This is a genomic window from Micromonospora sp. NPDC049891 (assembly GCF_040660295.1).
Taxonomy (GTDB): domain Bacteria; phylum Actinomycetota; class Actinomycetes; order Mycobacteriales; family Micromonosporaceae; genus Micromonospora.
In genome coordinates this window covers 11500-37137 of the sequence record NZ_JBFAML010000032.1, presented here as the reverse complement: position 1 = coordinate 37137, position 25638 = coordinate 11500, and the positions used below count along the sequence as shown (strand labels likewise).

The 25638-nt window shown below is 71.4% G+C and carries 23 protein-coding genes; 13 read left to right on the top strand and 10 right to left on the bottom strand.

The window, feature by feature from the left end:
• Window positions 1–191: 191 nt before the first annotated feature.
• Window positions 192–977, top strand: a complete 786-nt coding sequence (locus AB0I71_RS28120) for a phosphohydrolase (RefSeq protein WP_357589636.1) — start codon at window positions 192–194, stop codon at window positions 975–977.
• Between the two features lie 205 nt (window positions 978–1182).
• Here the strand turns inward: AB0I71_RS28120 and AB0I71_RS28115 are convergent, their stop codons facing one another.
• Entirely contained in the window at window positions 1183–1731 is a 549-nt protein-coding gene (locus AB0I71_RS28115) for a hypothetical protein (RefSeq protein WP_357589634.1), read from the bottom strand.
• A gap of 116 nt (window positions 1732–1847) precedes the next feature.
• Between AB0I71_RS28115 and AB0I71_RS28110 the strand changes: the two genes are divergently transcribed.
• Window positions 1848–2645, top strand: coding sequence for an SAM-dependent methyltransferase (locus AB0I71_RS28110; RefSeq protein WP_357589632.1), 798 nt, complete (start codon window positions 1848–1850; stop codon window positions 2643–2645).
• Window positions 2646–2651: 6 nt separating this feature from the next.
• Entirely contained in the window at window positions 2652–3872 is a 1221-nt protein-coding gene (locus AB0I71_RS28105; protein ID WP_357589630.1) for a MalY/PatB family protein, read from the top strand.
• Here AB0I71_RS28105 and AB0I71_RS28100 read toward each other — a convergent pair.
• Complete coding sequence (locus AB0I71_RS28100) at window positions 3869–4684, bottom strand: NAD(P)H-binding protein (protein WP_357589628.1); 816 nt, start codon at window positions 4682–4684, stop codon at window positions 3869–3871. The two genes, AB0I71_RS28105 and AB0I71_RS28100, sit on opposite strands and share 4 nt — an antisense overlap.
• Window positions 4685–4778: 94 nt before the next feature.
• Between AB0I71_RS28100 and AB0I71_RS28095 the strand changes: the two genes are divergently transcribed.
• On the top strand, window positions 4779–5201 hold the full coding sequence (locus AB0I71_RS28095; RefSeq protein ID WP_357589626.1) for a helix-turn-helix domain-containing protein: 423 nt from the start codon (window positions 4779–4781) through the stop codon (window positions 5199–5201).
• A 65-nt stretch (window positions 5202–5266) separates the two neighbouring features.
• Here AB0I71_RS28095 and AB0I71_RS28090 read toward each other — a convergent pair whose 3' ends face one another.
• Window positions 5267–5764 carry an SRPBCC family protein gene (locus AB0I71_RS28090; RefSeq protein WP_357589624.1) on the bottom strand — a complete coding sequence of 166 codons (498 nt, stop codon included), beginning with the start codon at window positions 5762–5764 and terminating at the stop codon, window positions 5267–5269.
• 25 nt (window positions 5765–5789) lie between these two features.
• On the opposite strand from AB0I71_RS28090, the gene AB0I71_RS28085 reads away from it, so the two are divergent.
• Window positions 5790–6176 (top strand): metalloregulator ArsR/SmtB family transcription factor, encoded by a 387-nt coding sequence (locus tag AB0I71_RS28085; protein WP_357589622.1) that lies wholly within the window; start codon window positions 5790–5792, stop codon window positions 6174–6176.
• 63 nt (window positions 6177–6239) lie between these two features.
• Here the strand turns inward: AB0I71_RS28085 and AB0I71_RS28080 are convergent, their stop codons facing one another.
• Both AB0I71_RS28080 and AB0I71_RS28075 read right to left on the bottom strand, forming a co-directional pair.
• On the bottom strand, window positions 6240–6689 hold the full coding sequence (locus AB0I71_RS28080) for a VOC family protein (protein ID WP_357589620.1): 450 nt from the start codon (window positions 6687–6689) through the stop codon (window positions 6240–6242).
• A gap of 65 nt (window positions 6690–6754) precedes the next feature.
• Window positions 6755–7414 carry a hypothetical protein gene (locus AB0I71_RS28075; RefSeq protein ID WP_357589618.1) on the bottom strand — a complete coding sequence of 220 codons (660 nt, stop codon included), beginning with the start codon at window positions 7412–7414 and terminating at the stop codon, window positions 6755–6757.
• A gap of 258 nt (window positions 7415–7672) precedes the next feature.
• Between AB0I71_RS28075 and AB0I71_RS28070 the strand changes: the two genes are divergently transcribed.
• The 4 genes from AB0I71_RS28070 to AB0I71_RS28055 are packed head-to-tail and all read left to right on the top strand — an operon-like array spanning window position 7673 to window position 12482.
• Window positions 7673–9751, top strand: a complete 2079-nt coding sequence (locus AB0I71_RS28070; RefSeq protein ID WP_357589616.1) for a serine hydrolase domain-containing protein — start codon at window positions 7673–7675, stop codon at window positions 9749–9751.
• Window positions 9752–9793: 42 nt separating this feature from the next.
• Window positions 9794–11161 carry a histidine kinase gene (locus tag AB0I71_RS28065; RefSeq protein WP_357589614.1) on the top strand — a complete coding sequence of 456 codons (1368 nt, stop codon included), beginning with the start codon at window positions 9794–9796 and terminating at the stop codon, window positions 11159–11161.
• Window positions 11158–11814, top strand: a complete 657-nt coding sequence (locus AB0I71_RS28060) for a response regulator transcription factor (protein WP_357589612.1) — start codon at window positions 11158–11160, stop codon at window positions 11812–11814. The genes AB0I71_RS28065 and AB0I71_RS28060 overlap by 4 nt, the downstream gene beginning before the upstream one ends.
• Before the next feature lie 44 nt (window positions 11815–11858).
• Window positions 11859–12482 carry a DUF6518 family protein gene (locus AB0I71_RS28055; protein ID WP_357589610.1) on the top strand — a complete coding sequence of 208 codons (624 nt, stop codon included), beginning with the start codon at window positions 11859–11861 and terminating at the stop codon, window positions 12480–12482.
• 45 nt (window positions 12483–12527) lie between these two features.
• Here AB0I71_RS28055 and AB0I71_RS28050 read toward each other — a convergent pair whose 3' ends face one another.
• Window positions 12528–12794 carry a metal-sensitive transcriptional regulator gene (locus AB0I71_RS28050; RefSeq protein WP_099846331.1) on the bottom strand — a complete coding sequence of 89 codons (267 nt, stop codon included), beginning with the start codon at window positions 12792–12794 and terminating at the stop codon, window positions 12528–12530.
• A gap of 167 nt (window positions 12795–12961) precedes the next feature.
• On the opposite strand from AB0I71_RS28050, the gene AB0I71_RS28045 reads away from it, so the two are divergent.
• The 4 genes from AB0I71_RS28045 to AB0I71_RS28030 all read left to right on the top strand — a co-directional run bounded on the left by AB0I71_RS28045 (window position 12962) and on the right by AB0I71_RS28030 (window position 17179).
• Complete coding sequence (locus tag AB0I71_RS28045; protein ID WP_357589607.1) at window positions 12962–13552, top strand: rhodanese-like domain-containing protein; 591 nt, start codon at window positions 12962–12964, stop codon at window positions 13550–13552.
• On the top strand, window positions 13549–15312 hold the full coding sequence (gene sulP, locus AB0I71_RS28040) for a sulfate permease (protein WP_357589605.1): 1764 nt from the start codon (window positions 13549–13551) through the stop codon (window positions 15310–15312). The genes AB0I71_RS28045 and sulP overlap by 4 nt, the downstream gene beginning before the upstream one ends.
• Before the next feature lie 2 nt (window positions 15313–15314).
• Entirely contained in the window at window positions 15315–15731 is a 417-nt protein-coding gene (locus tag AB0I71_RS28035) for a carbonic anhydrase (RefSeq protein ID WP_357589603.1), read from the top strand.
• A gap of 62 nt (window positions 15732–15793) precedes the next feature.
• Window positions 15794–17179: a rhodanese-like domain-containing protein gene (locus AB0I71_RS28030; RefSeq protein WP_357589601.1), complete on the top strand. Its 1386-nt coding sequence runs from the start codon at window positions 15794–15796 to the stop codon at window positions 17177–17179.
• Window positions 17180–17244: 65 nt separating this feature from the next.
• On the opposite strand, the gene hisC is transcribed toward AB0I71_RS28030, so the two are convergent.
• The 4 genes from hisC to AB0I71_RS28010 form a co-directional block, all read right to left on the bottom strand.
• A complete protein-coding gene (hisC, locus tag AB0I71_RS28025) occupies window positions 17245–18318 on the bottom strand; it encodes a histidinol-phosphate transaminase (RefSeq protein WP_357589599.1) in 1074 nt (357 codons plus the stop codon).
• Window positions 18319–18427: 109 nt separating this feature from the next.
• Entirely contained in the window at window positions 18428–20236 is a 1809-nt protein-coding gene (locus AB0I71_RS28020) for an ABC transporter ATP-binding protein (RefSeq protein WP_357589597.1), read from the bottom strand.
• Window positions 20233–22137, bottom strand: a complete 1905-nt coding sequence (locus AB0I71_RS28015) for an ABC transporter ATP-binding protein (protein ID WP_357589595.1) — start codon at window positions 22135–22137, stop codon at window positions 20233–20235. Before AB0I71_RS28015 ends, AB0I71_RS28020 begins: the two co-directional genes overlap by 4 nt.
• Window positions 22137–25616, bottom strand: coding sequence for an amino acid adenylation domain-containing protein (locus tag AB0I71_RS28010; protein WP_357589593.1), 3480 nt, complete (start codon window positions 25614–25616; stop codon window positions 22137–22139). Before AB0I71_RS28010 ends, AB0I71_RS28015 begins: the two co-directional genes overlap by 1 nt.
• Between the last annotated feature and the right edge of the window lie 22 nt (window positions 25617–25638).

Below are 25638 nucleotides of genomic sequence, written 5' to 3'. Positions count from 1 at the left end.
CACCTGTGGACAACCACCCCACTGTGGAAAACCCCCACCCTCCCACCCAACCTGCTACGGCACCGAGAGGGCTGTCTGGATCTGTGGCAGTAAAGGTGCTCGCCGGTCGGCGTGTCGAGTACCGAAACTGCCACCGATCGGAAGGTGTCGCCGGTCCGTCGGAAGTGGGGGTGATCCGATATAAGGGACGGATGGAGTTGCCGCCGTATCTGGCCACGATGCCGATGCACGCGATCACCGAGATGCACGGCGAGGCCGGGCTGCGGGAGCGGTTCCGGCTGGAGGTGGAGGGGTTCGGGGCCGCGGAGCGGCAGCGGCTCGGGGAGGCGTTGGAGCTGGCTGCGTGGCTGCATCGGGATGACCGGCGGTCCCGGGAGCCGTACGTCAATCATCTGCTCCGGGTGGCGATCCGGCTGATGCACCACTACCAGGTACGCGACGTCGACGTGATCGTCGCCGGTCTGCTGCACGACACGGTCGAGGACCATCCCGCCGAGTTGGTCGGCGACGGGGACCTGGACGGTGGTGCGGGTCCGGGCCGTGGTGGGGAGCTGAACAGCGGTGGGGAGCTGGCCGAGGACCTGACCGACGCGGCGTTGGCTGTGCTCGCCGAGCGGTTCGGGGTACGGGTGGCGCGGCTGGTCGCGGCGGTCACCAACCCGCCCTGGGATCCCGAGCGCGACCGGTACGAGCAGTACCGGGAGCACGTCGCGGCAAGTCTGGAACGGGAGCCCTGGGCTCGGGTCATCAAGGTTTCCGACTTCACCGACAACGGCGTCGGGGTGATCCATTCCGTCGGCCCGAAGGTCGAGTCGTCGGCCCGCAAGTACCGCCCGCTGGTGCCGGTGTACCGCGACCTCGTCACCCGTGCCGACACTCCCCTGTCCGAGCCGGTCAAGCGGCACATCCTGGACCAGCTCGACCTGGCCGAGCAACGCTTCAGCGCCATCCTCGACCAACCCGCCCACCCCGCCTGAGCAACCCGAACATGCAACGCCGCGCACGCCACCCGGGCACAGCGGCGCACGCCACCCGAGCGACACCGCAGTTCCGGCCGCGCCGCTGATCCGTTCGCGCCAACAGCTCGACAGCGCGCTACGCACCCGGCTTGAGCAACGCCGCCAACCCCACCTGAGCAGCACCGCCCCCACACCCGTCAACTCGCCGGACGCGGGCCGGCTGTCACCGTTCGGCCGGGGCACCGGCGGGTGGGGCGGTTGGCAGGTTGAGCCTGCTCACCAGCAGTTCGGCCTGGGCCACCGAACCGCCGCCGACCCCGAGTCCACCACGGGCGGCCCGGTAGAACCCGTCGCGTGCCTTGTTGGCCCGGTGCAGCAACGTGGCCCGGTCGGCGTCGGCCTCACCGTCCCGGGCCAGCCGCTCGACCTCCCAGACACTGTCCCGCCAGGCCCGCGCTGCGGTGACCGTCGGCTCGTCGCCGAGCAGCAGCGTGTTCTCCCAGGCCAGGGTGTGCCGAAAGTCGGCCTCCGCGAGCGCGGCGAGCGCCGCGTCCCGGTCGAGGTAACCGCCGATCAGCCGGCTGGCGATGGTGTGCGTCTCCTTGAGCGCCCGGGCGAACTCGGCGTACGCGTCGAGCCGGCGCTCGTCCCAGCGCACCGTCTGGTTCCGTCGCCATCGTGACCTGTCGGCCAGCGAGGTGGCGACGATCGTGCCGATGGTGCCGACCAGCACGCCGAGTAGTGCCGGTAGCTGCGCAGCGATACCGTCCATGGCCGGACAGCCTGGCAGCAGGTGGCAAGCGGCGTCCATGCCTCGACAGTGGATCTGCTGTGGGTACGATGCGGTGATCTACGCCCTTCCCGACGACCCCTCCGTTAGGAGCCGGCATGGTCAGCCCGGATCCCGACCTCGCCGCAAGGCTTGAGCCCGACGTGCCGCACGCCGCGCGGATCTGGAACTACTGGATGGGCGGCAAGGACAACTTCCAGGCCGACCGGGCGGCCGGTGACGCCGTGGCGGAGGTCTATCCGGAGATCGTGCTGATGGCTCAGCAGTCCCGCCGGTTCCTCATCCGGGTGGTGCGTCACCTGGCCGCCGAGGCGGGTATCCGGCAGTTCCTGGACATCGGCACCGGCCTGCCCACCATGCAGAACACCCACGAGGTGGCCCAGCAGGTCGCGCCGGAGGCACGCATCGTCTACGTGGACAACGACCCGATGGTGCTGGTGCACGCCCGGGCCCTGCTGTCCAGCACGACCGACGAGGGGGTCACCACCTACGTGCCGGCCGACTACCACGACCCGGAGACGATTCTCGCCGAGGCGGCCCGGACGTTGGACTTCGACAAGCCGGTCGCGGTCATGTTCATGGGTGTGATGGGCTACGAGCCGGATCCTGACGTGGTGCGCTCGCTGGTGTCGCGCGTGATCGATGCCACCGCCTCCGGCAGTCACCTGGTGCTGTGGGACGGCACCGACACCAGTCCGTCGGTGGTGGCCGGCGCCAACCGACTCGCGCAGAGCGGTGGTGTGCCGTACATCCTGCGCAGCCCGGAGCAGCTCGCCAGTTGCTTCGACGGGTTGACGATGGTGGAGCCGGGGCTGGTGCCGATCCCGCTGTGGCGTCCGGACGAACCGGACGCCGAGGCGATCGACGCGTACGGCGGCGTTGGCCGCAAGCCCTGATCGGCCGTGACCACGACTGTGAATCCGCTGACCCAGCTGTCCCTTGCCGAGCTGCGGCGACGCACCAGCGTCAAGTGGCGCAGGTACGCCGACGACGTGCTGCCCCTGTGGGTGGCCGAGATGGACGTACCGTTGGCCGCGCCCGTCGCCGAGGCGCTGCACGACGCGGTCGGACGCGGTGACACCGGGTACGCCTACGGGACGGCGTACGCGGAGGCGCTCGGCGACTTCGCGGCCCGGCGGTGGGGCTGGTCCGACCTGCCGGTCGATCACGTCGCCCTGGTGCCGGGCGTGATGCTCGGCATCGTCGAGGTGCTCCGGCTGCTCACCGATCCCGGCGACGCGGTCGTGTTCTGCGCGCCGGTGTACCCACCGTTCTACGCCTTCGTCAGCCACGCCGACCGGCGGGTGATCGAGGCGCCGCTCGGCGCGGACCGGCGGATGGACCTGTCGGCACTGGAGGAGGCGTTCCGCCGGGCCGGTACGGGCGGCCGCCGGGCGGTCTTCCTGCTCTGCAACCCGCACAACCCGACAGGTGTCGTGCACCGCCGCGACGAACTCGAAGCGGTCGCCGACCTCGCCGGCCGGTACGGGGTGCGGGTGGTGTCCGACGAGATCCACGCCCCGCTGGTGCTGTCCGGGGCGCGGTTCACTCCGTACCTCACGGTGCCCGGCGCCGAGGACGCGTTCGCTGTGCTGTCCGCCTCGAAGGCGTGGAACCTGGCCGGGCTGAAGTCGGCGCTTGTGGTGGCGGGCCGGCACGCGGTGGCGGACCTGCGGCGGATGCCGGAGGAGGTCGGCCACGGGCCCAGCCATCTGGGGGTCATCGCGCACACCGCCGCCTTCCGCGACGGCGGTGAATGGCTGGACAGTCTGTTGGACGGCCTCGACGGGAACCGCGAGCTGCTGGGGACACTGCTGGCGCGGCACGCCCCGAGCATCGGGTACCACCGGCCCGAGGGCACCTACCTCGCCTGGTTGGACTGCACCGCGTTGGGCATCGACAGCGGGCCGGTCGGCGAGGAGCCCGGCGTGGTGACCGACATCGCCGGGCCGGCGGCGCTGTTCCTCGACCGGGCGCGGGTCGCCCTCAGCTCCGGGCACGTCTTCGGCACCGGTGGTGCCGGCTTCGTGCGGCTCAACTTCGCCACCTCGCCGGAGATCCTGACCGAGGCGGTGACCCGGATGGGCCGCGCCGTCACCGAGCACCGCGCACCGGCCGGCTAGTGCGGGGGCGCGCCAGGCTGCATCGCGGCGGCGGTGTTCGCGGCGACGGCGAGCGGGGCGATGAGCGGTCGATCGAGTAGATGGCCGAGGTCGGAGCTGGTGTTGTTGAGGAAGCCGTGCCGCACGCTGGTGGCGATCGAGGCGAGCATCGGCGGCTGGAACGGCAGGAGGGTGTCATCGGCGAGTAGCTGAGCGCGGTACTCCGCAAGCCCGATCGTGCGGTGCGCACGTCCGAGATGCTCAGCGATGTCGGTGGCGGTGAACGGGTCGCCGACCAAGTCGTAGATTCTGCCGGCGTGCGCGGTCGCGTCGCTTGCGACGATGGCCGCAGCCGCAGCCAGGTCCGCCCGCGCCACCGCGGAGAGCGCGCCGTCGCCGAACGCCGATTCCAGTCCGTCCGGCACCCAGGTCAGCAGAGCGCCGAAGAGTTCGGCGTAGAGCCCGTTGCGCAGGACGGTCCATCCGAGCCCGCTGGCTTTGATCATGCGCTCGGTGGCTCGATGGGGCAGCGCGAAGCCGAGGTGGTCCCCGGCACCGGTCAGGCTGGTATAGACCACATGGCTCACGCCATCGCGGACCGCGGCGTCGAGAACCGCCCGGTGACGAATGATGACCCGGTCGTCCTCGGCGTACCCAGCCGAGACGAGGAGCAGTGTCGAAACACCTGTGAGATCAAGGCTTGTGGGTTTGTCGAAGTCGAGGTGACGTTGCTCGGCCGTGGGGGTGCGGCTTGCGCCCAGGGCGGGCACATCTCGCCGGGCCAACTCCTGCAAGGCGAGAGAGGCCAGCTGTCCGTTCGCGCCAGTCACCATGATCATTACGCTTCGATCTCCCACTGTGGTTCTTTTCAGTAACTACAGTGGGAATCCTGAATCGGCCACCCTCGGCCCACAAGGAGGCAGTTTCGTGTCACCGACGAACACGGAGGTAACCCCCAGCGCCGCCGAACTCGAACCCTGTGGGCAGGCGGATCACCCCGACTGCGGGATCCGCGACGTCCTCGACCGGATCGGGGACAAATGGTCGGTTCTCGTGATCGTCGAACTTGCCAGCGGACCGCGGCGTTTCCGGCAACTCCAGCGCGCCATCGATGGGATCTCACAACGGATGCTGACCCTCACGGTGCGCCGGTTGGAGCGAGACGGCCTCGTCCGTCGTACCGTCTATCCCACCGTGCCCGCCTGGGTCGACTACCGCCTCACCCAGACCGGCGCGAGCCTCACCCACCTCGTCAAGGCACTCGCCGACTGGTCACTCCAGCACCGCACCACCATCGCCCAGGCCCGCCAGGACTACGACAGCGAACACCCCGGCAACGAGATCCGATGACCGCTGGAGCGTCGTCAACGCGCTGACCCGGCCTGTGTAGACACGGCCAACCGGCACGGGACGGGTCAGACGAAGAAACCGGCGCGCAGGTTGATGCCGTGTTCCAGCCACGCCTTCAGGCAGCAGAGCATCTGGGTCCAGCCCTGGCAGTTGCCGTACGAGGCCTCCTGCCCCTCGGGGGTGGGCCGCCACCCGTGCTCGGCGATGGTGACCAGGGTCCGATCGTCACCGAGTGCCTCGAACTCCATCGTGACGGTGGTGGAGTAGGACGCGCCGGCGACCGGCTCGTCGGTGGTGGACTGGGCGCCGTCGGCCGCTTCCCAGCGCAGCACGATCCGCCGGTCCTGCTCCACCTCGACCACCTCGACCGGGAAGGCGCCGGGGAAGTCGGCGAAATCCCAGGTGACGGTGGCACCGGTGACCAGTCGGCCCTTCGCGCCGCCGGTGGTGAAGTACCGGGAAAGCTGGTCGGGGTCGACCACCGCCTCGAACACCTCGTGCACCGGACGGCTGATCCGCCCGGCGATCTTGAATCGCAGGTCCATGGCGGTCCCCTCTCGCATCGTCGACATGTTATAGCTTTATAACATGTCGAGTCGTCGTGGCGAGCCTTCCCGCCCGGATCCGGTCGACGAGGACCGCGTTTTCAAGGCGCTGGCGTCGTCCACCCGGCGGCAGATCCTCGACGCGCTCAAGGACCAGCCGAGGACCACAGGTGATCTCTGCGAACGGTTCCCGCAGCTGGACCGCTGCACGGTGATGCAGCACCTGCGGGTGCTGGAGGCGGCCGGGCTGGTCATCGCCCAGCGCAAGGGCCGCGAGCGGTGGAATCACCTCGACCCGCTACCAATCAAGCACATCCACGACCGGTGGATCGGCGACTACGCCAACGCCGCGGTGGGGATGCTGGCCACACTCAAGAACGACCTGGAAGGCCGTACGTCCGACAAAGGGTCCAACCACGAGACAGGGTGACCGGACGCCGGCGACGAGCCCGTCGGCAGGTTCACCGCGTCGCTCGTCGCCGGCACCGCCACGTCAGCCCGCGCCCACGCCCGTGCCTGTGACGAAGACGCAGAACGGGTGACCCTCCGGGTCGGCGTACACCCGGAACGGCTCGTCGGGGCCGGTCAGTCGGTCGGCCAGCAGGCGACCGCCGAGGGCGAGCACCCGCTCGTGCTGCGCCACCAACTGCTCGGTGGAGGTCACGCTCAGGTCCAGATGCAGCTGCTGGGGCACTCGACCCTCCGGCCAGGTCGGTCGCGGCAGCTGTTCGACCTGCTGGAAGGCCAGTTGCGGGCTGCCCTCCGGCGTTCTCAACACGAGCCAGTCGGTGCCACGTTCGTCTGCCTGCCCGGGCTCGGGTGGTTCGTCGCCGGGCCGGTAGACCAGGCCCAGCAACGACCGGTAGAACTCCGCGAGCGACCTGGCGTCGGTGCAGTCGAGCACCACCTGGCACAGTCTGGGCGTGTTCTCTGGCTCAACCACCCCGGGTCACCTCCGACAACTGGGGGAATCATGGCGACGCGGTCGGGGACCCCGCGGCGGGGTGATCACTTTCGGTCGGGCGCCGGCCCGTTGTCGTTGAACCGGAAGCTGCTCGTCGGCGGCGCGTCGCCCAGCTCCTCCAGGATCAGACCGGAGTTCTGCGAGTTCCGCAGGTAGGCCGAGTTGTTGCTGATCAGGAACCCCTCGTCCGCGTCGGCGGCGGAGATGGTGAACTGCTGCCGTGGCTCGTCCTCCCGGCAGTCGGCACCCTCCACCACCAGCGGTCGGCCGCCGCCCGGGTTGAGCGCCTGCCAGCAGACCGGCTCGCCGGTCCCGGGGCCACCGCCGGCCCCACGGTACGACTTGATCAGATAGTTCTGCCCGGTCAGCGGGGTCGGCACGAACAACTGCCGGCCACTGTCGTCGTCCACCTCGGCCAGCCGATCGTCATCGGTCAACGCCAGTCCCGCTTCGAATCCGTCGACCCGGGTGATGGTGATCTGGCGAGTGCCGGACAACACCGCCGGGGTGGCGGTCGGCGCCGGGCTGGCCGACTCCGACGCCGTGGGCGTGGGTGCCGCGGTGGCGGTCACGTCGGCGATCGGCGTACCCGTGGCCGTCGGTGACGCGGAGACCTCGTCGGTGGTACCCGTCCCGCCGCAGCCTGCGGTCCCGACGGCCAGCGCCACCAGCCCTGCTCCGGCGAACCAGTTTCGCATCGACATTTCTCGCTCCTCATCCCGGCCGCGCCGGTCCCTCTGATCGGCATACCGCGCCCCCACGGCCGTCCTCCTTGATCGACGTACCCGGGAGGCAGCGCAGGTATGCGGCAGCGTCCGGGTTACTACTCAGGTCGTAAGTCGAATGCCGTCCTGCGCCAGATGTCGCGCCGACGGCGCTCACGCAGGCTGGCACCAGGCCTCGGGTGACGCCGTACGGAAGCTCTCCGGACACCCGTACGGCCCGGAAGGTGGCAACCGACCGTGACTCACGAGACCGTGACCCGACCCCGCTCACCCCGACACCTGCCGCGTCGCGTACGCATCGCCGCGGCCCTGGCCACGGTGGTCGCCGTCGCCGCGACGGTGGCGGGGTGCGGCACCGCGCAGACCGACCCGGCACCGCCCGACCCGGCGCCGGCCGCCCGGGCTGAACCGGCCGCACTGACCGGCGCGAACGTCAACGCCTGGCTCGACGGGCTGCTGCCGGCCGCGCTGGCCCGCACCGGCGTCGCGGGGGCGAGCGTCGCGGTGGTCCGGGACGGCGAGATCCTCACCGCCCGGGGATACGGACACGCCGACACCGGCGACGGCGGTACGGACGCGGTGCCTGTCGACCCCGATCGGCACCTGTTCCGGGTCGGATCGGTGTCCAAGCTGGTCACCGCCACCGCGGTGCTGCAACTCGTGCAGAGCGGCAGGCTCGACCTGGACACCGACATCGCCGAGTACCTCGATTTCACAGTGCCCCGCCGCTACCGCCAGGCCATCACGCTGCGGCACCTGCTCACCCACACCGCCGGGTTCGAGGAGCGGATCGCCGGCCTCATCGGCACGGACGGCACCGACGTCGACCTGCGGGCCGCCCTGACCAACGACCCGCCGGAGCAGATCTACGAACCGGGCAGGGTGCCGGCCTACTCCAACTACGGCAACGCGCTTGCCGGTTACCTCGTCGAGCGGGCCAGCGGCACCCGCTTCGAGGAGTACGTCGGCAGCAACGTCCTGGCCCGTGCCGGCATGTCCTCGTCCAGCTTCGAGCAGCCGCTGCCCACCCACCTGAGCGACCGGATGTCCAACGGGTACGAACGAGTCGGCGCGCCCGCCGCGCCGTTCGAGATCGTGGGCACTCCCCCGGCCGGCGCGCTCAGCGCCCCGGCGACGGACATGGCCCGGTTCATGCTCGCCCAACTGGGTGAGCGGGTGGGCGAGGCACCGCTGCTCGACCCGGCGACGCGGGAACTCATGCAGCGTCCGGCGCTCGACGCGGCGTCGCTCGGTACGCTCGCCGACGGCCCCCGGATGACGCTCGGCTACTTCGAGGAGAACCGCAACGGACACCGCATCCTCGGCCACGGCGGCGACACCCTGTACTTCCACTCCCACCTGCAGCTCTACCCCGACGACCGGACCGGCATCTACCTCTCGCTGAACAGCACCGGTGCGGGTGCGCTGGACAGCCACGAACTCCGGCAGGCCGTGCTGAACGGCTTCGCCGACCGCTACTTCCCGGCCGAGGGCACGCAACCGGCCGGCGACACGCAACCCACTGGCGACACGCGACCGGCCGGGGGCGTCCAGCCTGCCGGGGGTGTCGACGCGGCCACCGCCGCGGAGCACGCCGCGCTGGCCGCCGGGACGTACGAGAGTTCGCGGGCGGTGCGGAGCAACTTTCTGACCGTGATCGGTCTGGTCGGGCGTACCACCGTCAGCGTCACCGACGGCGACCGGTTGCTGTTCGAGCCCGCGCCGCTGTCCGACTCTGCCGCGGTGTACGAGGAGGTCTCGCCGTGGGTGTGGCGCGAGGTCGGCGGGCAGCGCACCGTGGCGATGCGGGTGGCCGACGGCCGGGTGGAGGCGATCAGCTTCGACTCCGCGTTCGCGCTGCTGCCGGTGCCGTCCGAACGCGACTCGGCACTGGTGTTGACGGTGCTCGTCACGTCCACGGTCGTCCTGCTGCTGGTGGTCCTCTCGTGGCCGGTACGGGCCGTCGTCCGCCGCCGCCTCGGCCGGGCCCCCCGGGACCGGGCCGGCCGGACCGCGCGCATCCTCACCCGGGTCGCCGTCGCCGGCACGCTGCTCGCCCTCGCGGGCTGGGCGGTGAGCGTGGTCAGCATCATGGAGCTGCGGGACGTCTCCGGTGCGAGCCTGCGCGTGGTGCAGCTGATGCAGCTGATCGGCCTGCTCGGGGTGCTGCCGGCCGCCGTCCGGCTGGTCGACGACCTGCGCCGTCGGGCCGGCTGGCACCGGGTCACCGGCAGCGTCGCGGTGCTGCTCGCGCTGGCCGGCGCGGGTTGGTTCGCCGTCGAGTTCATGCTGCTGGCCCCTAGCATCTCCTACTGACCGACACGAACCGGAACGATCCGGAGCGAGGATGGCCATCGCATGTCCGACCACAGCGGCACCGTTCCGGACGCCGTCGACGTGCCGGGCCCACCCCGGCTGACCGGGTGGTTCGACGAGCGGCTCACCCGGGTCGGGGTGACCGGCCGATTCGCGCGGGACTGCCTGCTCGCGGCGGTGCTCACCGTGCTGACGTTCCTGATCCTGACGCTGTTGTTCCGGTACGTGGCACCGGCGCAGGGGCTCACCTTCAGCCCGGCGCGGGCCTGGCTGGTCGTCGCCCTGTGCACCGGGCAGACGATGCTGCTCTGCCTGCGCCGGGTCCGGCCGCTGCTCTGCCTCGCGCTCGTCGTCAGTGTCCAGGCGCCGGTAGTCGTCCTCTCGGTGCCCGAGGCGACGATCCGCGGCATCGCACCGTTCGTCGCGGCGTACACCGTGGGCGTGCTCCTTCCGGTACGCACCGCGCTGCTGGCTGCCGGCGCGGCCGTGCTGGTCGAGACGGCCAGCGCGGCAGTGGCGGTGCGGGCTGCCGACGCGGCCGACTTCGCCGCCGGTGGGCCTGGTTCCGGACCGGTCGCCGCCACCATCGGCCAGTTCGCCGCTGGCGCGTTGACCTACGTCGGTCTCGTCTTCGTCGGCAGCTACGTGGCCACCTACCGGCGCTACCTGCACCTGATGCGGGTCCGGGCGGACGAAGCGATGCGGGCCCAGCAGGCCACGGTACGTGCCGCGATCGGCGCGGAACGCGCCCGGATGGCGCGGGAACTGCACGACGTCGCCGCCCATCACCTGTCCGGCATGGTGGTGCAGGCGGCGGCGGCCGAGCGGCTGATCGACCCTGACCCGTCGGCGGCGAAGGTTGCGGTGGCGTGGATCCGGTCCCAGGGCAAGGAAACCCTCGACAATCTCCGGCTCGTCGTGGGGGTGCTGCGCGGCCGCCCGGGAGACAGCGACGGCAACGCTCCGGTGCCCGGGTTGGCCATGCTCGACGACCTCGTACGCGACGCCCGGCAGCTCGGCAGCCCTGTCGAGTTCGTCCGGGACGGGCAGCACCGCGACGTGCCGCCGATCGCCGACGTCGCGCTGTTCCGGATCGTCCAGGAGTCCCTCTCCAATGCCCGCCAGCACGCCCCGGGCGCACCGGTCCGCGTGGACCTGCGATTCCTGCCCCGAAAGGTCTCACTTGAGGTGCGCAACGACCGGCCGACCCGGCGGGCCGAGCCGAGGTCGTCGTCCACCGGCGGGGTCGGTCTGGTGGGCATGCGCGAGCGGGCGAATCTGATCGGCGCGCAGTTCACCGCCGGCCCGACGACGACCGGCGGATGGTCGGTCGCGGTGACGGTGCCGACGACAGACGATGCCCGCGCCACCGGGGCGACGGCGACCGTGAACGGGGAAGACCAGAGATGATCACAGTGATGCTCGTCGACGACCAGTCCGTCGTGCGGGCCGGCTTCCGCGTCATCCTGGAGCAGGCGGGCGACATCGAGGTGGTGGGTGAGGCGTCGAGCGGGTCCTCGGCCGTCGAGCTGGCCCGCCGGCTCCGCCCGGAGGTCATCTGCATGGACGTACGCATGCCCGGCGGCGACGGGCTGACCGCGACCCGTCGGATCGTCACCGAGGCGGTCGGGTCGCCACCGGCCGTGCTGGTGGTCACCACCTTCGACCTCGACGAGTACGTCTTCGGCGCGCTGGAGTCCGGTGCCAGCGGTTTCATTCTCAAGGACTGCGAGCCGGAGGAGCTGATCGAGGCGGTCCGGCGCCTCGCCGCTGGTCAGGGGCTCGTCGACCAGGCCGTCACCCGACGCGTGATAGCGGAGTTCGCCCGTCGTACCCCGGCACCGGCGGGCGATGCCGCTGCGGCGCACCAGCTCACCGCGCGGGAGGTCGAGATCATCGGTCTGCTCGCCCGAGGGCTGTCGAACGTCGAGATCGCCGACGAGCTGTTCATCGAGACCAGCACGGTCAAGTCGCACCTCGGTCGCGCCATGGCCAAGATCGGCGTACGAGACCGGCTCCAGACTGTCGTCTGGGCCTACCGCAACGGCGTCGCGCCACGTTGACCCCCGGCGCACCGCCAGTTGCATACCCAGTATGCTCGCCTGCCATGCGATCGGAACCTGGCAACCGACATGTGGCGCTCGCCGCCGTCCTGGGTGGCATACTGCTCGGCTCCGTCGACTTCCTCTGGATCAAATACCTGCCGTACCCCGTCGGCAACCTGGGCAACTCCAGTGCGGTGTGGGCGGTTGCCGCCTTCTGCTTCGGCTACTGGGTCCGGTCGGGCCAGCTGCGCGCGGCGATCGGCGCCGCCGCCGGGCTCGTGATCGCGGTACCCAGCTACTACGTCACGGCGGCGCTCGTGCAGGGCGACGACTGGGCCGTGCTGTGGGCACCGACGTCACTGCTCTGGATGTGCTTCGGTGTCCTCGCCGGAGTGCTCTTCGGCATCGCCGGGGTATGGGCGCGCGGGCCGGGTTGGCGACAGGTGGTCGGGCCCGCTCTGCCGGCAGCAGTGCTCTTCGCCGAGGCGGGGCTGGAGATCCGCCGGATCGGCGACCCGAACTACGGTGACGATCCGATCTGGGACGCCCTGATCAGGATCGCGCTCGGCCTGCTGGTCCTCGCCCTGGCCGGGCGTACGAACCGGCAGCGCGCACTGGCTCTCGTCGCGGCGTTGCCGCTGGCGCTCACGGGCCTGGCGGCATTCCTGCTGGCCGGCTTCCGCTGACCACTGCCCTGACGCCACAGGGGCGCGGCTGTTCGACTGCGGAACTCAGGCGAGGGACAGGAAGAGCTTTTCCATCTGTTCGAGGTTGGCCTTGCGGTCCTCCCCGGCGGAGCCGCTGACGCACTGCTCCAGGCCACTCGCGATGATCTTGAATCCGGCCCGGTCCAACGCGCGGGAGACCGCCGCGAGCTGGGTCACCACCTCGGCGCAGTCCCGGCCGTCCTCGAGCATGCCGATGACACCGCGAATCTGACCCTCGGCACGGCGCAGCCGCTTGACCACGTCACCTACCGCGTCCTCGTCGACCTGCATCCCCCACCCCTTCCGGCTCGTCGAACAACAGTACACCGGGGGGTATCTCCCGACCGGTGGCCGAGAGCGCCACAGCCGGCCGTTTGCGATTCTCCGATCCCTGGTCAATACTCGGAACCAGATACCCCCGGGGGTATGCAACCACGAACCTGAGGATGGAGTGTCCCGTGACCGCCAGGAACAGTTCGCCGACCATCGACGCGCCCACCGCACAAGCCCTGATCGCCGACAACCCCGATGTGCTGATCGTCGACGTACGCACCCCTGGCGAGTTCGAGAGCGCGCACGTGCCCGCCTCGATCAACCTGCCGCTCGATCAGGTCGACGCGCACCTGGGCCGGATCGTCAACGACGCGGGCGGCCGAATCCTGCTGATGTGTCAGTCCGGCGGCCGGGCCACCGCGGCCTGCGCCCGGCTGGCCGACGCCGGCCTGACCGACGCCACGGTCATCACCGGTGGCATGAACGCCTGGGTCGCCGCGGGCGGACCGGTCGAGCGCGGTCGGCAGCGGTGGAGCCTGGAACGCCAGGTCCGGCTCGTCGCCGGCGGTCTCGTCCTGCTCGCCGTGGTGGCGAGTGTCTGGGTGCCCGCCGCCCGGTTCGTGGCCGGCTTCATCGGCGCCGGCCTGACCTTCGCCGCCCTGACCGACACCTGCGCGATGGGCGCGATGCTGTCCCGACTGCCCTACAACCGCGGCACCGGTTATGACGTCGACAGTTCCCTCGCCCGGCTGCGCAACGAGCGGCAGCAGTCGTGAACGCTACGGAGTACGTCCGGCAGGACCGCTCCGGGGCGGCCCGGGTGGTACCCCTGCTCGGGTGGTTGCGCCACTACGACCGCCGCGCCCTGCGCCACGACCTGATCGCCGGTCTGACCGTGGCGGTCATGCTGGTCCCGCAGAGCATGGCCTATGCCGCGCTGGCCGGCATGCCCCCGGTCACCGGGCTCTACGCCTCGGTCGTGCCGCTGCTTGTCTACGCGTTGCTGGGCAGTTCCGGATCGCTCGCCGTCGGGCCGGTGGCCATCACCGCGTTGATGACCGGAACCGCGCTGGCCCCCCTGGCCCACGGTGACCCCGCTCGGTACGCGGCCCTCGCCGGCCTGCTCGCGCTGCTGGTCGGCGCGATCCAGGTGCTGATGGGGGTGCTCCGCCTCGGCGCTCTGGTCAACTTCATGTCCCACTCGGTGCTCTCCGGCTTCACCTCCGCCGCCGCGATCGTGATCGCGGCCAGCCAGGTGAAGGACCTGCTCGGACTCGACGCCGGGCGGGCGGAGACCTTCCCGGAGATCGTCGCGTCGCTCTGGCGGTCGGCCACCACCGTGCACGGGCTGACGGTCCTGGTCTCGCTGGCAAGCGTCGCCGGCCTGCTGCTGCTACGCCGCTACCTGCCGAAACTGCCAGGGGCCCTGCTCGTGGTGGCTGGCGTCACAGTGGTGAGCGCCGGGTTCTCCCTCGGCACGCACGGCGTACGGATTCTCACCGAGGTCCCCGGCGGGCTGCCCACCCCGGCCCTGCCCGCCCTCGGCGGCTCGGACGTGACGGCGTTGCTGCCGGCGGCCGTGGCGATCGCCCTTGTCGCCTACATGGAGGGCATCGCCGTGGCCAAGTCCCTCGCGGCGCGCAGCCGCCAGCAGATCAGCCCCAACCAGGAACTCGCGGCTGTCGGTTCGGCAAACGTCGCGGCCGGTCTGTTCCAGGCGTTTCCGGTGGCCGGCGGGTTCTCCCGCAGTGCGGTGAACTTCTCCGCCGGGGCGCGTACCCCCCTGGCCAGTGTGGTCACCGCCCTGATGGTGGCCCTGACGGCGGTGTTCCTCACGCCGGCCTTCCATCACCTGCCCAAGGCGGTGCTCGCCGCCATCGTGGTGGTGGCGGTGCTCGGACTTGTCGACCGCCGGTCGGCGGTGGCCGCGTGGCGGACCCGCCGCTCGGACGGCCTGACCCTCGCCCTCACCTTCGTGGTCACCCTGCTGTTCGGGGTCGAGCCCGGTCTCGCCGCCGGTGTGGCCTTCGGCCTGGCGATGTTCCTGTGGCGCTCCGCCCGGCCGCACCTGGCCGAACTCGGCCGGGTGCCGGGTACGCAGACGTACCGGAACGTGGCGCGCTACTCCGGCCTGGTCACCGACCCCCGGGTCGCGATCGTCCGGGTGGACGGACCGCTGTACTTCGCCAACGCCCAGTTCCTGGAGGACCGGCTGCTCAGCCTGGCCGAACAGCGGCCGGAACTGACGGCACTGGTGCTCGACGCGAGCGCGATGAGCGACACCGATGCCGACGGTGCCCATGCCGTCGCCGAGCTGCGGCAGCGCCTCGCGGCCCGCGGCGTGGCGCTGCACCTGGCAACGGTCCGTGGGCCGGTGCGCGACCTGCTCGGCCGGGCGGGTGTGTGGCAGACGATGCACGGCGGCGGCCAGGTGCACGTCGACCTCACCGCCGCGGTGGCGGCCACCGGCGGCGGCGCCGCGCAGCCGATTGTCGACACGCCCGCACGCCCACCGTCACCACAGGAGGTGTTCTAGTCGTGCCCGACCGGTTCGCCACGCTGCTGAGCTGTATCGACGGCCGCATCCAGCGCCCCCTCGACGAGTGGGTGAGACAGCATCTCGACGTCGAGTACCTCGACACCATCACCGAGCCCGGGCCGGAGGCGGTGCTGGCCACGACCGGCGAGGCCCGGCTGGACGCACTCCTGGAGAAGGTGCGGATCTCCCAGCGCGCCCACGGCAGCGCCACTCTCGTCGTCGCCGCGCACTCCGACTGCGCCGGGAACCCGGTGAGCGTGGCCGAGCACCATCGTCAACTGCGTACCGGCCTGTCCCGGTTGGCCGCCCGACTGCCCGGCACCCGCATCCTCGCCGTGCACGCCGGTACCTGCGGCCACCGGTGCTGGGCACCCGAACTCGTCGCGGAGGTGACCCCGCCCGCGACCGGACCGTAGCACTGTGCCCGTCACATACCCCCCGGGGTATTAAGGAACCGAACCCAGCAAAGGAGCTCACCGTGCTGTTCACCCAGTACTACCTGGACTGCCTGTCCCAGGCCTCGTACCTGATCGCCGACGACACCACCGGCCGGGCGATCCTGGTCGACCCGCGCCGCGACATCGAGGAGTACCTCGCCGACGCCCGGGCCCGCGGGCTGACCATCGAGGGCGTCATCAACACCCACTTCCACGCCGACTTCCTCGCCGGCCACCTCGAGGTGGCTGCGGCGACCGGCGCCTGGATCGGCTACGGCCGACGCGCCGAGACCGAGTACCCGATCCGCAAGCTGACCGACGGCGACCGGATCAGCCTCGGCGAGGTGACCCTGCAGATCATGGAGACACCCGGCCACACCCCGGAGTCGGTGAGCGTGCTGGTGTACGAGCACGCCGACGACGCCGCCCCGTACGGGGTGTTGACCGGCGACGCGCTGTTCATCGGCGATGTGGGCCGGCCCGATCTGCTCGCCTCGTTCGGCGTCACGGCCGACGAGCTGGGCAGCATGCTCTACCACAGCGTGCACCACAAGCTGATGACCCTGCCCGATGAGGTGCGGGTCTTCCCGGCCCACGGCGCGGGCTCGGCCTGCGGCAAGAACCTGTCGACCGAGCGGCAGTCCACCATCGGCGAGCAGCGCCGCACCAACTACGCCTGCGCGCCGATGAGCGAGGAACAGTTCGTCGCGCTGGTCACCGGCGGCCAGCCGGCGGCACCGGGATACTTCGCCTTCGACGCGGTGCTCAACCGCAAGGCCCGCGACCTGTTCGACCACGCACGCCCCGCCCGGCCGCTCACGCCCGCCGAGTTCCTCGCCGCCCGCGCCGACGGCGCCGTCGTGGTCGACACCCGCGACCCGCACGAGTACGCCGCCGGACACGTCCGGGGTGCGATCAACATCCCCGCCGACGGCCGGTTCGCCGAGACCGCCGGCAGTGTCGTCGCACCCGAGGGCACCATCCTCGTCGTCGCCCAGCAGGGCCGCGAGGAGGAGATCGTGACCCGCCTCGCCCGGATCGGCTTCGACCACGTCGCCGGGTACCTGCCCGAGCCCGAGGAGGCGTTCCGCGAGATGGCCGCCGAGCTGACCCCGGCCAGCCGGGTCACCGCCACCGAGCTGCGCGACGCCCTGGACCGGGCCGAGCCGCCGTGCGTGCTCGACGTGCGCAACGCCGGGGAACGCGACAACGGTGCCGTCGACGGCTCGCTGCACATTCCGCTTGCCGAACTGCCCCGGCGACTCGACGAGGTGCCCGACGACCGACCCGTCGTCGTGCACTGCGCCGGTGGTTACCGCTCCTCCGTCGCGGCCAGCCTGTTGCGTGCGGCCGGCCGTACCGACGTCTCCGACCTGCTCGGCGGCTACGGCGCCTGGCAGACGCTGCGGCACCCCGCAGCGGCCTGAGCCCCGCCGGTGGGGGGCGGTCCGCCGGAGCGGCAGGCCACCCCCACCGGCACGCCCCCTGCCCGTCAGCCGTGGAGCTTGAGGGCCCGGAGCAGGTCGTCGTTCTCCTCGGGGGTGCCGATCGACAGCCGGACGCCGCCGTCGATCACGCCGCTGCGGTCCCGCAACCTGATGCCCTGTTCGGCCAGGGCGGCGCACAGCCGCTGCGGATCCCCGGTGCGCAACAGCAGGAAGTTGGCGTCCGAGGGAAACACCTCGATCACGGTCGGCACCTGCGCCAGGGCGCGCCGCACCCGGTCCCGTTCGGCGACGATGCGGTCGATGTTGCGCCGCCCGTAGGCGATGCCCTCGGACGAGACCGCCGCGCCGATCGCGCGGATCGCGGTGACGGTGAGTGGGTACGGCGGCATGATGCGGCGGAGCACCCCGACCACCTCCGGGTGTGCCAGCGTGATGCCGCAGCGCTCACCGGCCAGGCTGTACTCCTTGGACAGCGAGCGCACCACGACGAGATTCGGCTGATCGGCGATGTCACAGGCGAGGGACGGCCGACCCGAGTAGTCCAGGTAGAGCTCGTCGACCACCACCATCGCCCGGCCGCGCAGCCGCTCGGCGAGACGCAGCACCGACGCCCGGTCCATCAGGTTCGCGGTCGGGTTGTTAGGTGAGCAGACGAAGACGAGCTTGATCGCCGGGTCGGTGTCGCAGGCGGCGAGCATCGCGTCGGTGTCGAGCTGGAACGACCCGGGCAGCAGGGGTACCCGACACACCGAGGCACCCTGGATGGCCGCGGCCGTCTCGTACATGACGAAGGTCGGCGGTGTGATCAGGATGCCGTCCCGGCCGGCCGCGCAGAACGCCCGGACCAGCAGGTCGATGGCCTCGTCCGCACCGCGCGAGAGGAAGAGCTGCTCCACCGGCAGCCCGTAGATCTCGGAGAACCGGCGCAGCAGTGCCGGCGGTTGCGGTTCCGGGTACCGGTTGAGGCCCTCCTGCTCGACCCCGCCCGGGTACGGCGGGTAGGGGTTCTCGTTCGCGTCGAGGTGGATCCGGGCTGCCTGCTCGGCCTCGACGCGCGCCGAACTGTACGGCCGCATCGCGTAGATCTCGGGCCTGACCAGCGAAACGATGTCGTCCACGAGCTGCGCTGTCCTCTCCGGCCGGGCCGGGAGTGCCCCGGTAGGCGCAGGGTACCGCCCACCGGGGTCGATCTCGTCGGTGCGTGGAGCGGGCGGGGCACCGGCGACGTCAGCTGTCCGCGCCACCGGCTGCCTCCCCGGCGTACGCCCTCGCCTGGATGCCGAACAGTTCCGCGTAGAGGCCGTCGCGCGCCATCAGTTCCTGGTGGCTGCCGACCTCGGTCACCCGCCCCTGCGACAGCACCACGATGAGGTCGGCCATCCGGACCGTCGAGAAGCGGTGCGAGACGAAGACGGTGACCGCGCCGGACTCCGCACCGACCCGGCGGGCGTTCTCCGCGTACCGCTCGAAGAGCACGTGCTCGGCCTGCGGGTCGAGCGCCGAGGCGGGCTCGTCGAGGACGAGCAGGAGCGGACCGCCGCGCATCATGGCCCGGCCCACCGCCAGCTTCTGCCACTGCCCGCCGGACAGCTCCACACCCTCGGTCCAGGACTTGCCCACCTGGGTGGCGAGGCCGTCGGCGAGGCGGTCCACGACGTCCTCGGCCCGGGCGCGACCCAGCGCCGCGCGGACGGCCGCGGCGTCGTCCCGGCGCGGCAGGTCACCGACGCCGACCACGTGTCCGGCGGGCAGCTCGAACCGGACGAAGTCCTGGAACGCCGTGGCCAGCCGGGCCCGCCACCGCGCGGCCGGAATCGTCGTGAGGTCGACGCCATCCACCAGGATCCGCCCGCCCGTGGGCCGGTAGAAGCCGCAGAGCAGGTTGATGAGGGTGGTCTTGCCGGCGCCGTTCTCGCCGACGATCGCCACCGTCGAGCCGGCGGGCAGGCGCAGGTCGACACCGTGCAGCACCGGCTTAGCGGTCCCCGGGTAGGTGAACGAGACCCCCGCCAGCTCGATGCCGGACCGGATCCGGTCAGGCACCGTCGCGGTGGCCGTCCCGTCCGCCCGCGCCGAGGCGACCTGCCGCAGCCAGTGCAGACGGGTCATGCCCTGGGCCATCCGCTGGAGCTTGCGGAACAGGTCCAGGGCGGCGGTGACCTGCTGGTTCACCTGCACCGCCAGGACGATGACGAGCACCACGTCGCCGACCCCGGCGTGCCCGGTGATCGCGTCCCGCAGGACCAGCAGGACCGCGCCGACGTAGGCGACGCCGAAGACCAGTTGGCCGCCCGCCTCGACCAGGGCGGCCCGCCGCTCGGCGCGCCACAGCACCGCCCCGACCGCCTGCCACAACGTCGCGTGCCGACGCCGCAGCTCGGACTGCAACCGGAACAGGCGTACCTCCTTGGCGGGTCGGGCGCTGGTGGCCATCCCGAAGAGATGACTCGCCTGGCGGGTCGCACCCGCCGACTCCTCCTTGGCCCGGTTGACGATCCGCTGCGCCCGCTGGCTCGCCAGCACCGGCGGAAGCGCGGCCAGCGGCAACAGCAGCAGCCACGGGTTGACGAAGACCAGCAGCAGCCCGGTGAGGACGACCGAGGTCACCAGCGACACCAACGACATCAGACCCAACATGCCGTCGTGGAACTCGGCCATGCCCTTCTTCAGCAGCTCGATCTTGTCGGCGTACTCGGCGCTCTCGTACTGCTCGATACCGGGCGCGGTGTTGGCCAGCTCGATCAGTTCCGCCTCAAGGGCGATCGTCGCCATCTCGGTTGCCTCCGCGTACGGCACGTACGCGAAATGCTGCAGGATGAGCGCGCCGATCAGGCCGGACACGATGAACGCCGCCGCGACGGTGGTGCCGGCGGTGTCTCCGGCGAGGGCGGCGTTCACGCCGATCTTGAGGGCGAGGGCCAGCAGCGGCCACGACGCGCCGCCGAGTGCCATCAGGACGATGGACACCGCCATCTTGCGGCGGCTGGTTCGCCAGGCGATCTGCAGCATGCCCCGCATGCTGGTCAGGGCCGTCACGGCTGCACCTCCACGGCGGCACCGGCGTCGTCCTCGGCGAAGCGTCGGGCCTGTAGGTCGAACAGATGCGCGTAGGTGCCGGCGGCGGCCATCAACTCGACATGTGAGCCGTCCTCGATGATCCGACCGCCCGACAGCACGATGATGCGGTCGGCGTGCCGCACCGTCGCGAACCGGTGCGAGATGAGCAGCGTGGTGATGCCCCGGGTCAGCGCGGCGAACTCGTCGAAGAAGGCCGCCTCGGCGCGAACGTCGAGCGCCGCCGTCGGTTCGTCCAGGACGAGTACCCGCGCGCCCGCCGCGACCGCGTACAGCGACCGGGCGATGGCCAGCCGCTGCCACTGACCGCCGGAGAGCTGCTCGCCGTCGGCATGCCGGCGGGTCAACAGCGTGTCCAGGCCGTCCGGCAGCCCTTCGAGCACCTCGAGCACGCCGGCCTCCTTCGCGGCCCGGCGCAGCGCATCCGAGGTGGCTGGCGCCTCGACGGCACCGAAGGCGATGTTCTCGCCGGCCGTCAGCTCGTAGCGGTTGAAATCCTGGAAGATCACCGCGAGTTGACGACGCCACCCGTCGATCGGCAGGTCGCGGAGGTCGCAGCCGTCCACGAGCACCGCGCCGGCGGGCGGGTCGTACAACCGGGACAGGAGCTTGACGAGTGTCGTCTTGCCGGCGCCGTTGAGTCCGACGATCGCGGTGCACTCGCCGGCCCGCAGCGTCAGGTCGAGGCCGTCGAAGACCGGCGCGGACGCCCCGGGGTAGGTGAAGGACACCCCGGCGAACCGGATCTCCCGCGTCGGTAGTCCGCCCGGGTCGGTCGGCGCCGGCGACCCCGTTCGGCCGGTGCGCCGCTCGTTGTCCGCCAGGTCGGACACCTGCCGCTCGAAGGTGTCCATCGCCCGCGCCGCGAGCATGCCGAACTGCGTCGCCGTGTCCGCCTCGTGGTAGAACTCGCCGAGCAGCACCGCCGCCACCAGCGCCTGCAGGGTCAGGGTCAGCGCGAACAGTGACAGGTCCCCCGCAGCCGCCGCGCGCAGCACGGACGCCAGCACCAGGAAACTGATCACCAGGCTCGCGGCGGTGAACCAGACGAAGTTGACGACGCTGACCCGGCGACGTTCACGCCAGACCGGGCGCAGCGCCTCCAGCGCGGCCGACCGGTAGCGCTCACCGACCCAGTCCGCCAGGCCGAAGACCCGCATCTCCTTGGCGTTCTCCGCACCCATGCCGAGAACCCGGAAGTACTCGGCTTCCCGTCGGTAGCGCGTCCGGTGCGGCCACAGTCTGGTGTACATCCGGACCCCGCCGCGTTGGCCGTAACGGAACATCATCGTGACGACGCCGATGGCGGCGGCGGCCCACCACGCGTACGCGACGCCGATGACGCCGAGGAACCCGAGCAGCCGCGAGTAGCGCAGCACCAGAGCGAGCGTGCCGGCGGCCGCGTCGCCCGGAGTGCGGTTGCCCTTCTCCAGCCCTTCGGCGGCCTGTTCGAGGTTGGACAGCGACGCCTGGTCCTCCAGCGGCGTGATCCCTGCGGTACGCAACGACGCCGCCATCAGGCGGTCCTGAAAGCGCCCGTCGACCTGGTGCTTGAGCCGCTGCCCGAGCGACACGGACAGCGGGGTCAGTTGTTGTTGCAGCAGGAACAGCACGCTCGCCACGACGAAGGCGTACGTCAACTCACGCCAGGCCGGCGAGCCGAGACCACCGGACACCGCATCGGGCGCCCGGCTGATCACCGTACTGGTGGCCACCACGAAGCCGACCGGCAGCAGCCCGACCACGACGTTGAGCACCGCGATCATCGCGGTGAGCCCGGCCGGAACCTCCCTCAGCTGGGCGAAGAGGAACAGCCGTGGCTCCACGGCCTCGGCCCAGTACCGCCGCATGCGTGCCCGCATCAGCTGCCCTCCGCCGGCTCGCCCAGCAACGTCTCGGCCACGTCACGCACGCGCAGTTCCTCGCGCAGGGCTCGCGACAGCAGCGGGCTCAGGGTCCGCAGGAAGTGGCGGATCCGCTCGGGCGGCAGGACGGCGGTATCGGCCAGCAGGAACACCTCGCAGTGCGCCCCCCGTTGGGCCAGTCCGAGGCAGAACGTCATGTCGCTGTAGTCGATGCCGCGTACCAGGAACGGCTCGCCGGCCGGTCCGGCGGCCGGATCGGGCTGCCACTCGCGGCCGAGCCGGGCGTCGTTGAAGTACCAGGACAGATCCGGCCGGCCGGTGGTACCGACCTCGTCCCGCAGCGCCGCCAGCGCGATCGGGTCGCAGCGGCCGTTGAAGTAGGCCTCCGTCGCCGTCCGGTACGTCTCCTTGATCGTCTCCGACAGGGTCCGGTCGTCCCCACCGTGGTGGACGACGAGCGCGTCCTGCACGGTGGGCCCGGCGTTGCGCCGTTCCCGGGGGGTGAACCGGTTGCCCGAGATGAGCAGCAGCCCGACGGTGTCCTGCCGTTGCAGTGCGGCCGTCGCGATGGCCGCGAGCGTCACCATCACAGTGGACGTGGAGGTACGCGTCCGCGCCGCGAGTTCGGCAGCGTGCGTCGCGACGTCCGCCGACCACAGCGCCCAGCGCTGCCACGGCGGATCCATTCGTGACACCTCCGGCCGTACGCTCACCGGCGGCAGCTCGGTCAACCGCTCCCGCCAGTAGGCCAACGCCTGCTCGCTGCGTCGCTGCCCGCGAGGTGAGCGTTCCTCGGCGACCTCGTCGGCGGGCTGCACCGGGTCGGGCAGCGCGACGGAGTCGCCCCGGACCCACCCGGCCAGACTCTCGGTGAGGCGCTCGATGCTCCATCCGTCGAAGGCCAGGTGGGACGCGACGACCGCGATGGAACGGACGCGGCCCTCGACGCGGATCAGGCAGAGGCGTACCGGCCACTGCCGGGCGTGGTCGAACGGTTCGGCCGCGAGCCGCGTGGCGCGGGCCTGAGCCGAGCTGTCGATCTCGTCGGGCTCGGCATCGAGTACCTCGACCTGGAGGTCACCGTTGGCCGCGACCCGCTGTACCGGTTCATCGCCGGTCCCGACGAACCGGGTGCGTACCGGCTCGTAGGTCTCGGCGAGGCGGCGGACCGCGGCCAGGCAGATGTCGATCTCGGCGCCCGGGGTGCCGAGATCGACGAAGCGGGTGATGTTGAGGGCGGCGAACGCCGCCCCGTACCACTGCAGGGGTCGCCACATGTGCAGCTGCCCCCAGGTCAGCGGAGCCGCCCGGCCGGGACCGGAGAACGGCACCGGCACCCGCTGGATCCGACCGGTCGGGTCGGCCACGACCGGCTCGTCCGCCTCCGGCTCGACGCTCTCGACCTCCACTGTGGAGGTCGTCACGGCGGCGACCGGCGCCACCGCCCCCGGACCGGGACGGCGAGCCAGCGCGGCCAGGGCCCGTGGACTGGCGTGCTCGAAGAATTCGCTTATGGAGACCTCGACGCCGGCCTCCTGGGCCAGCGATATCGCCTGCACGACGTTCACGGAGTCGCCGCCGAGGTCGCGGAAGTTGTCGTCCGCGCCCACCCGCTCCAGTTGCAGCACGTCGGCGAAGATGTCGCAGAGCGCCTTCTCCTCCGGCGTGGCCGGTTCCCGGAACGTACCCGCCGTCTCGGGCCGGATGCCCCGGCTGCCGGCCAGACGCGCATAGTCGATCTTGCCGTTCGGAGTCAGCGGGAACTCCCGCGTCACCAGATAGTGCGAGGGAACCCACGGCTCGGGCAGCTCGGCGAGCAGGCGCTCACGGATGACCCCCACCGACGGTTGCTCACCCGGTGCGGACCGCAGCAGGGCGGTCAGCCGCGGCACCTCCTGGCTGTCCGGGATGACCGACACGACGGCCTCGGCCACCCCTGGACAGCGCAGGACCGCCTCTTCCACGGTGGGCAGCGCGATGCGGTGCCCACGGATCTTCACCTGCCGGTCGGAGCGCCCGAGAACCTCGACGATGCCGTCCGGCCGCATCCGGGCCAGGTCGCCGGTGTGCAGCAGCCGTTCGCCGGGCCGCCCCCACGGATGCGGCCGCCAGCGCCGGGCGGTCAGCGCCGGGTCGCCGTGGTATCCGCGCCCGACGACCGCACCCGCCAGGCACAACTCGCCGACCTCGCCGTACGGAAGTCGCTGACCGTCCGGACCGAGGACGTGCACCTCCGCGTTGATGATGGGTGCGCCCACCGGGAGCCGGTCCCCGATCGGCTCGTCGCCGCGGATCCAGTACCAGGTGGCCCCGCAGGTCTCGCTCATGCCGTAGTGGTTGGCGTAACGCGATCCGGGACTCTCGGCCATCCAGTCGGCCAACGCGGGCGTGCGGACCAGCGGCTCGCTGCCGATCATGTACAGCCTGGCCAGACTCGCCACGTCGCCGATCGAGGTCAGCGCGCGAACGTGCGAGGGGGTGAGCTTGAGGAAGCCGCACCGTCCCTGCCGCGCCTGGTCGCGCAGTTCGTCGAAGGCCACCGGCTCGGGTGCCACGTCCAGTTCCCAGCCGGCCACCAGCGCGGTGAACAGCGTCATGACCGAGCCGACGAAGTACAGCGGCGCGTGCAGCAGCGCGCGCTCGCCCGGCTCCAGGGCGAACTCCTCGGCACACCACCGCACGTAGTTGACAAGCTGCCGGTGGGTGCCGAGCACACCCTTCGGCGGCCCGCTCGTCCCGGAGGTGTACGCCACATAGGCGAGGTTCTCCCCCGCCACCGGCGGGAACTCGGCCGGGACGTCGCCCTCCCCGTCGTCGTCCAGCAGCGTGACGACGCCGTCGTAGCCGGCGAGCGCCGCCCGGCCGGCGTCGTCGGTGAGCACGGGCGGGTTGCCGGCGTCGCGCAGGACCATGCGCAGCCGCGCGACCGGGTCGGCGGTGGATATCGGAAGGTACGGCGAGCCGGACCTGAGTACCCCGACGATCGCCACGACGGCATCGGCGGATCTGGGCAGCAGCACGGCGACGGGCTTCTCCGGGCCGGCGCCGAGGGCCGCCAGCCGGGCCGCCAGCCGTCGGGTCCGCCGGGCCAGCTCGGCGCGGGTCACCGTGGTGCCGGCGAACCGGATGGCGATCTCGTCGGGGAAGCTCTCGTTGCGCCTGTCGATCAGGTCGGCGATTCCGGTGTCCGGGATCGGCACGGCAGGGCCACGCGCGCCGGAGCTTTCCGCCACGACCTCGGGCGGGCGCTCCGCGTCCAGATGCCACGGCCGAGGGCCCGGCGACCGTACCGATCGGGGACGCATGTCCGTCCAGGTGCGACCGATGTGTTCGAGACACTCGTCCTCGCTGCCGGCAACGCCTGTCGACGTCCACCCGGCCGGCGGCGCCGTCTCCGCCGGCCAGATGGAGAACTCCAGTTCATCGTTGCGTACCACGACGAAGCCGCCGGTCGTCGGCCTGTCCCTGTCCTGCATCACCGCTCCTTGCGTCTTCGGG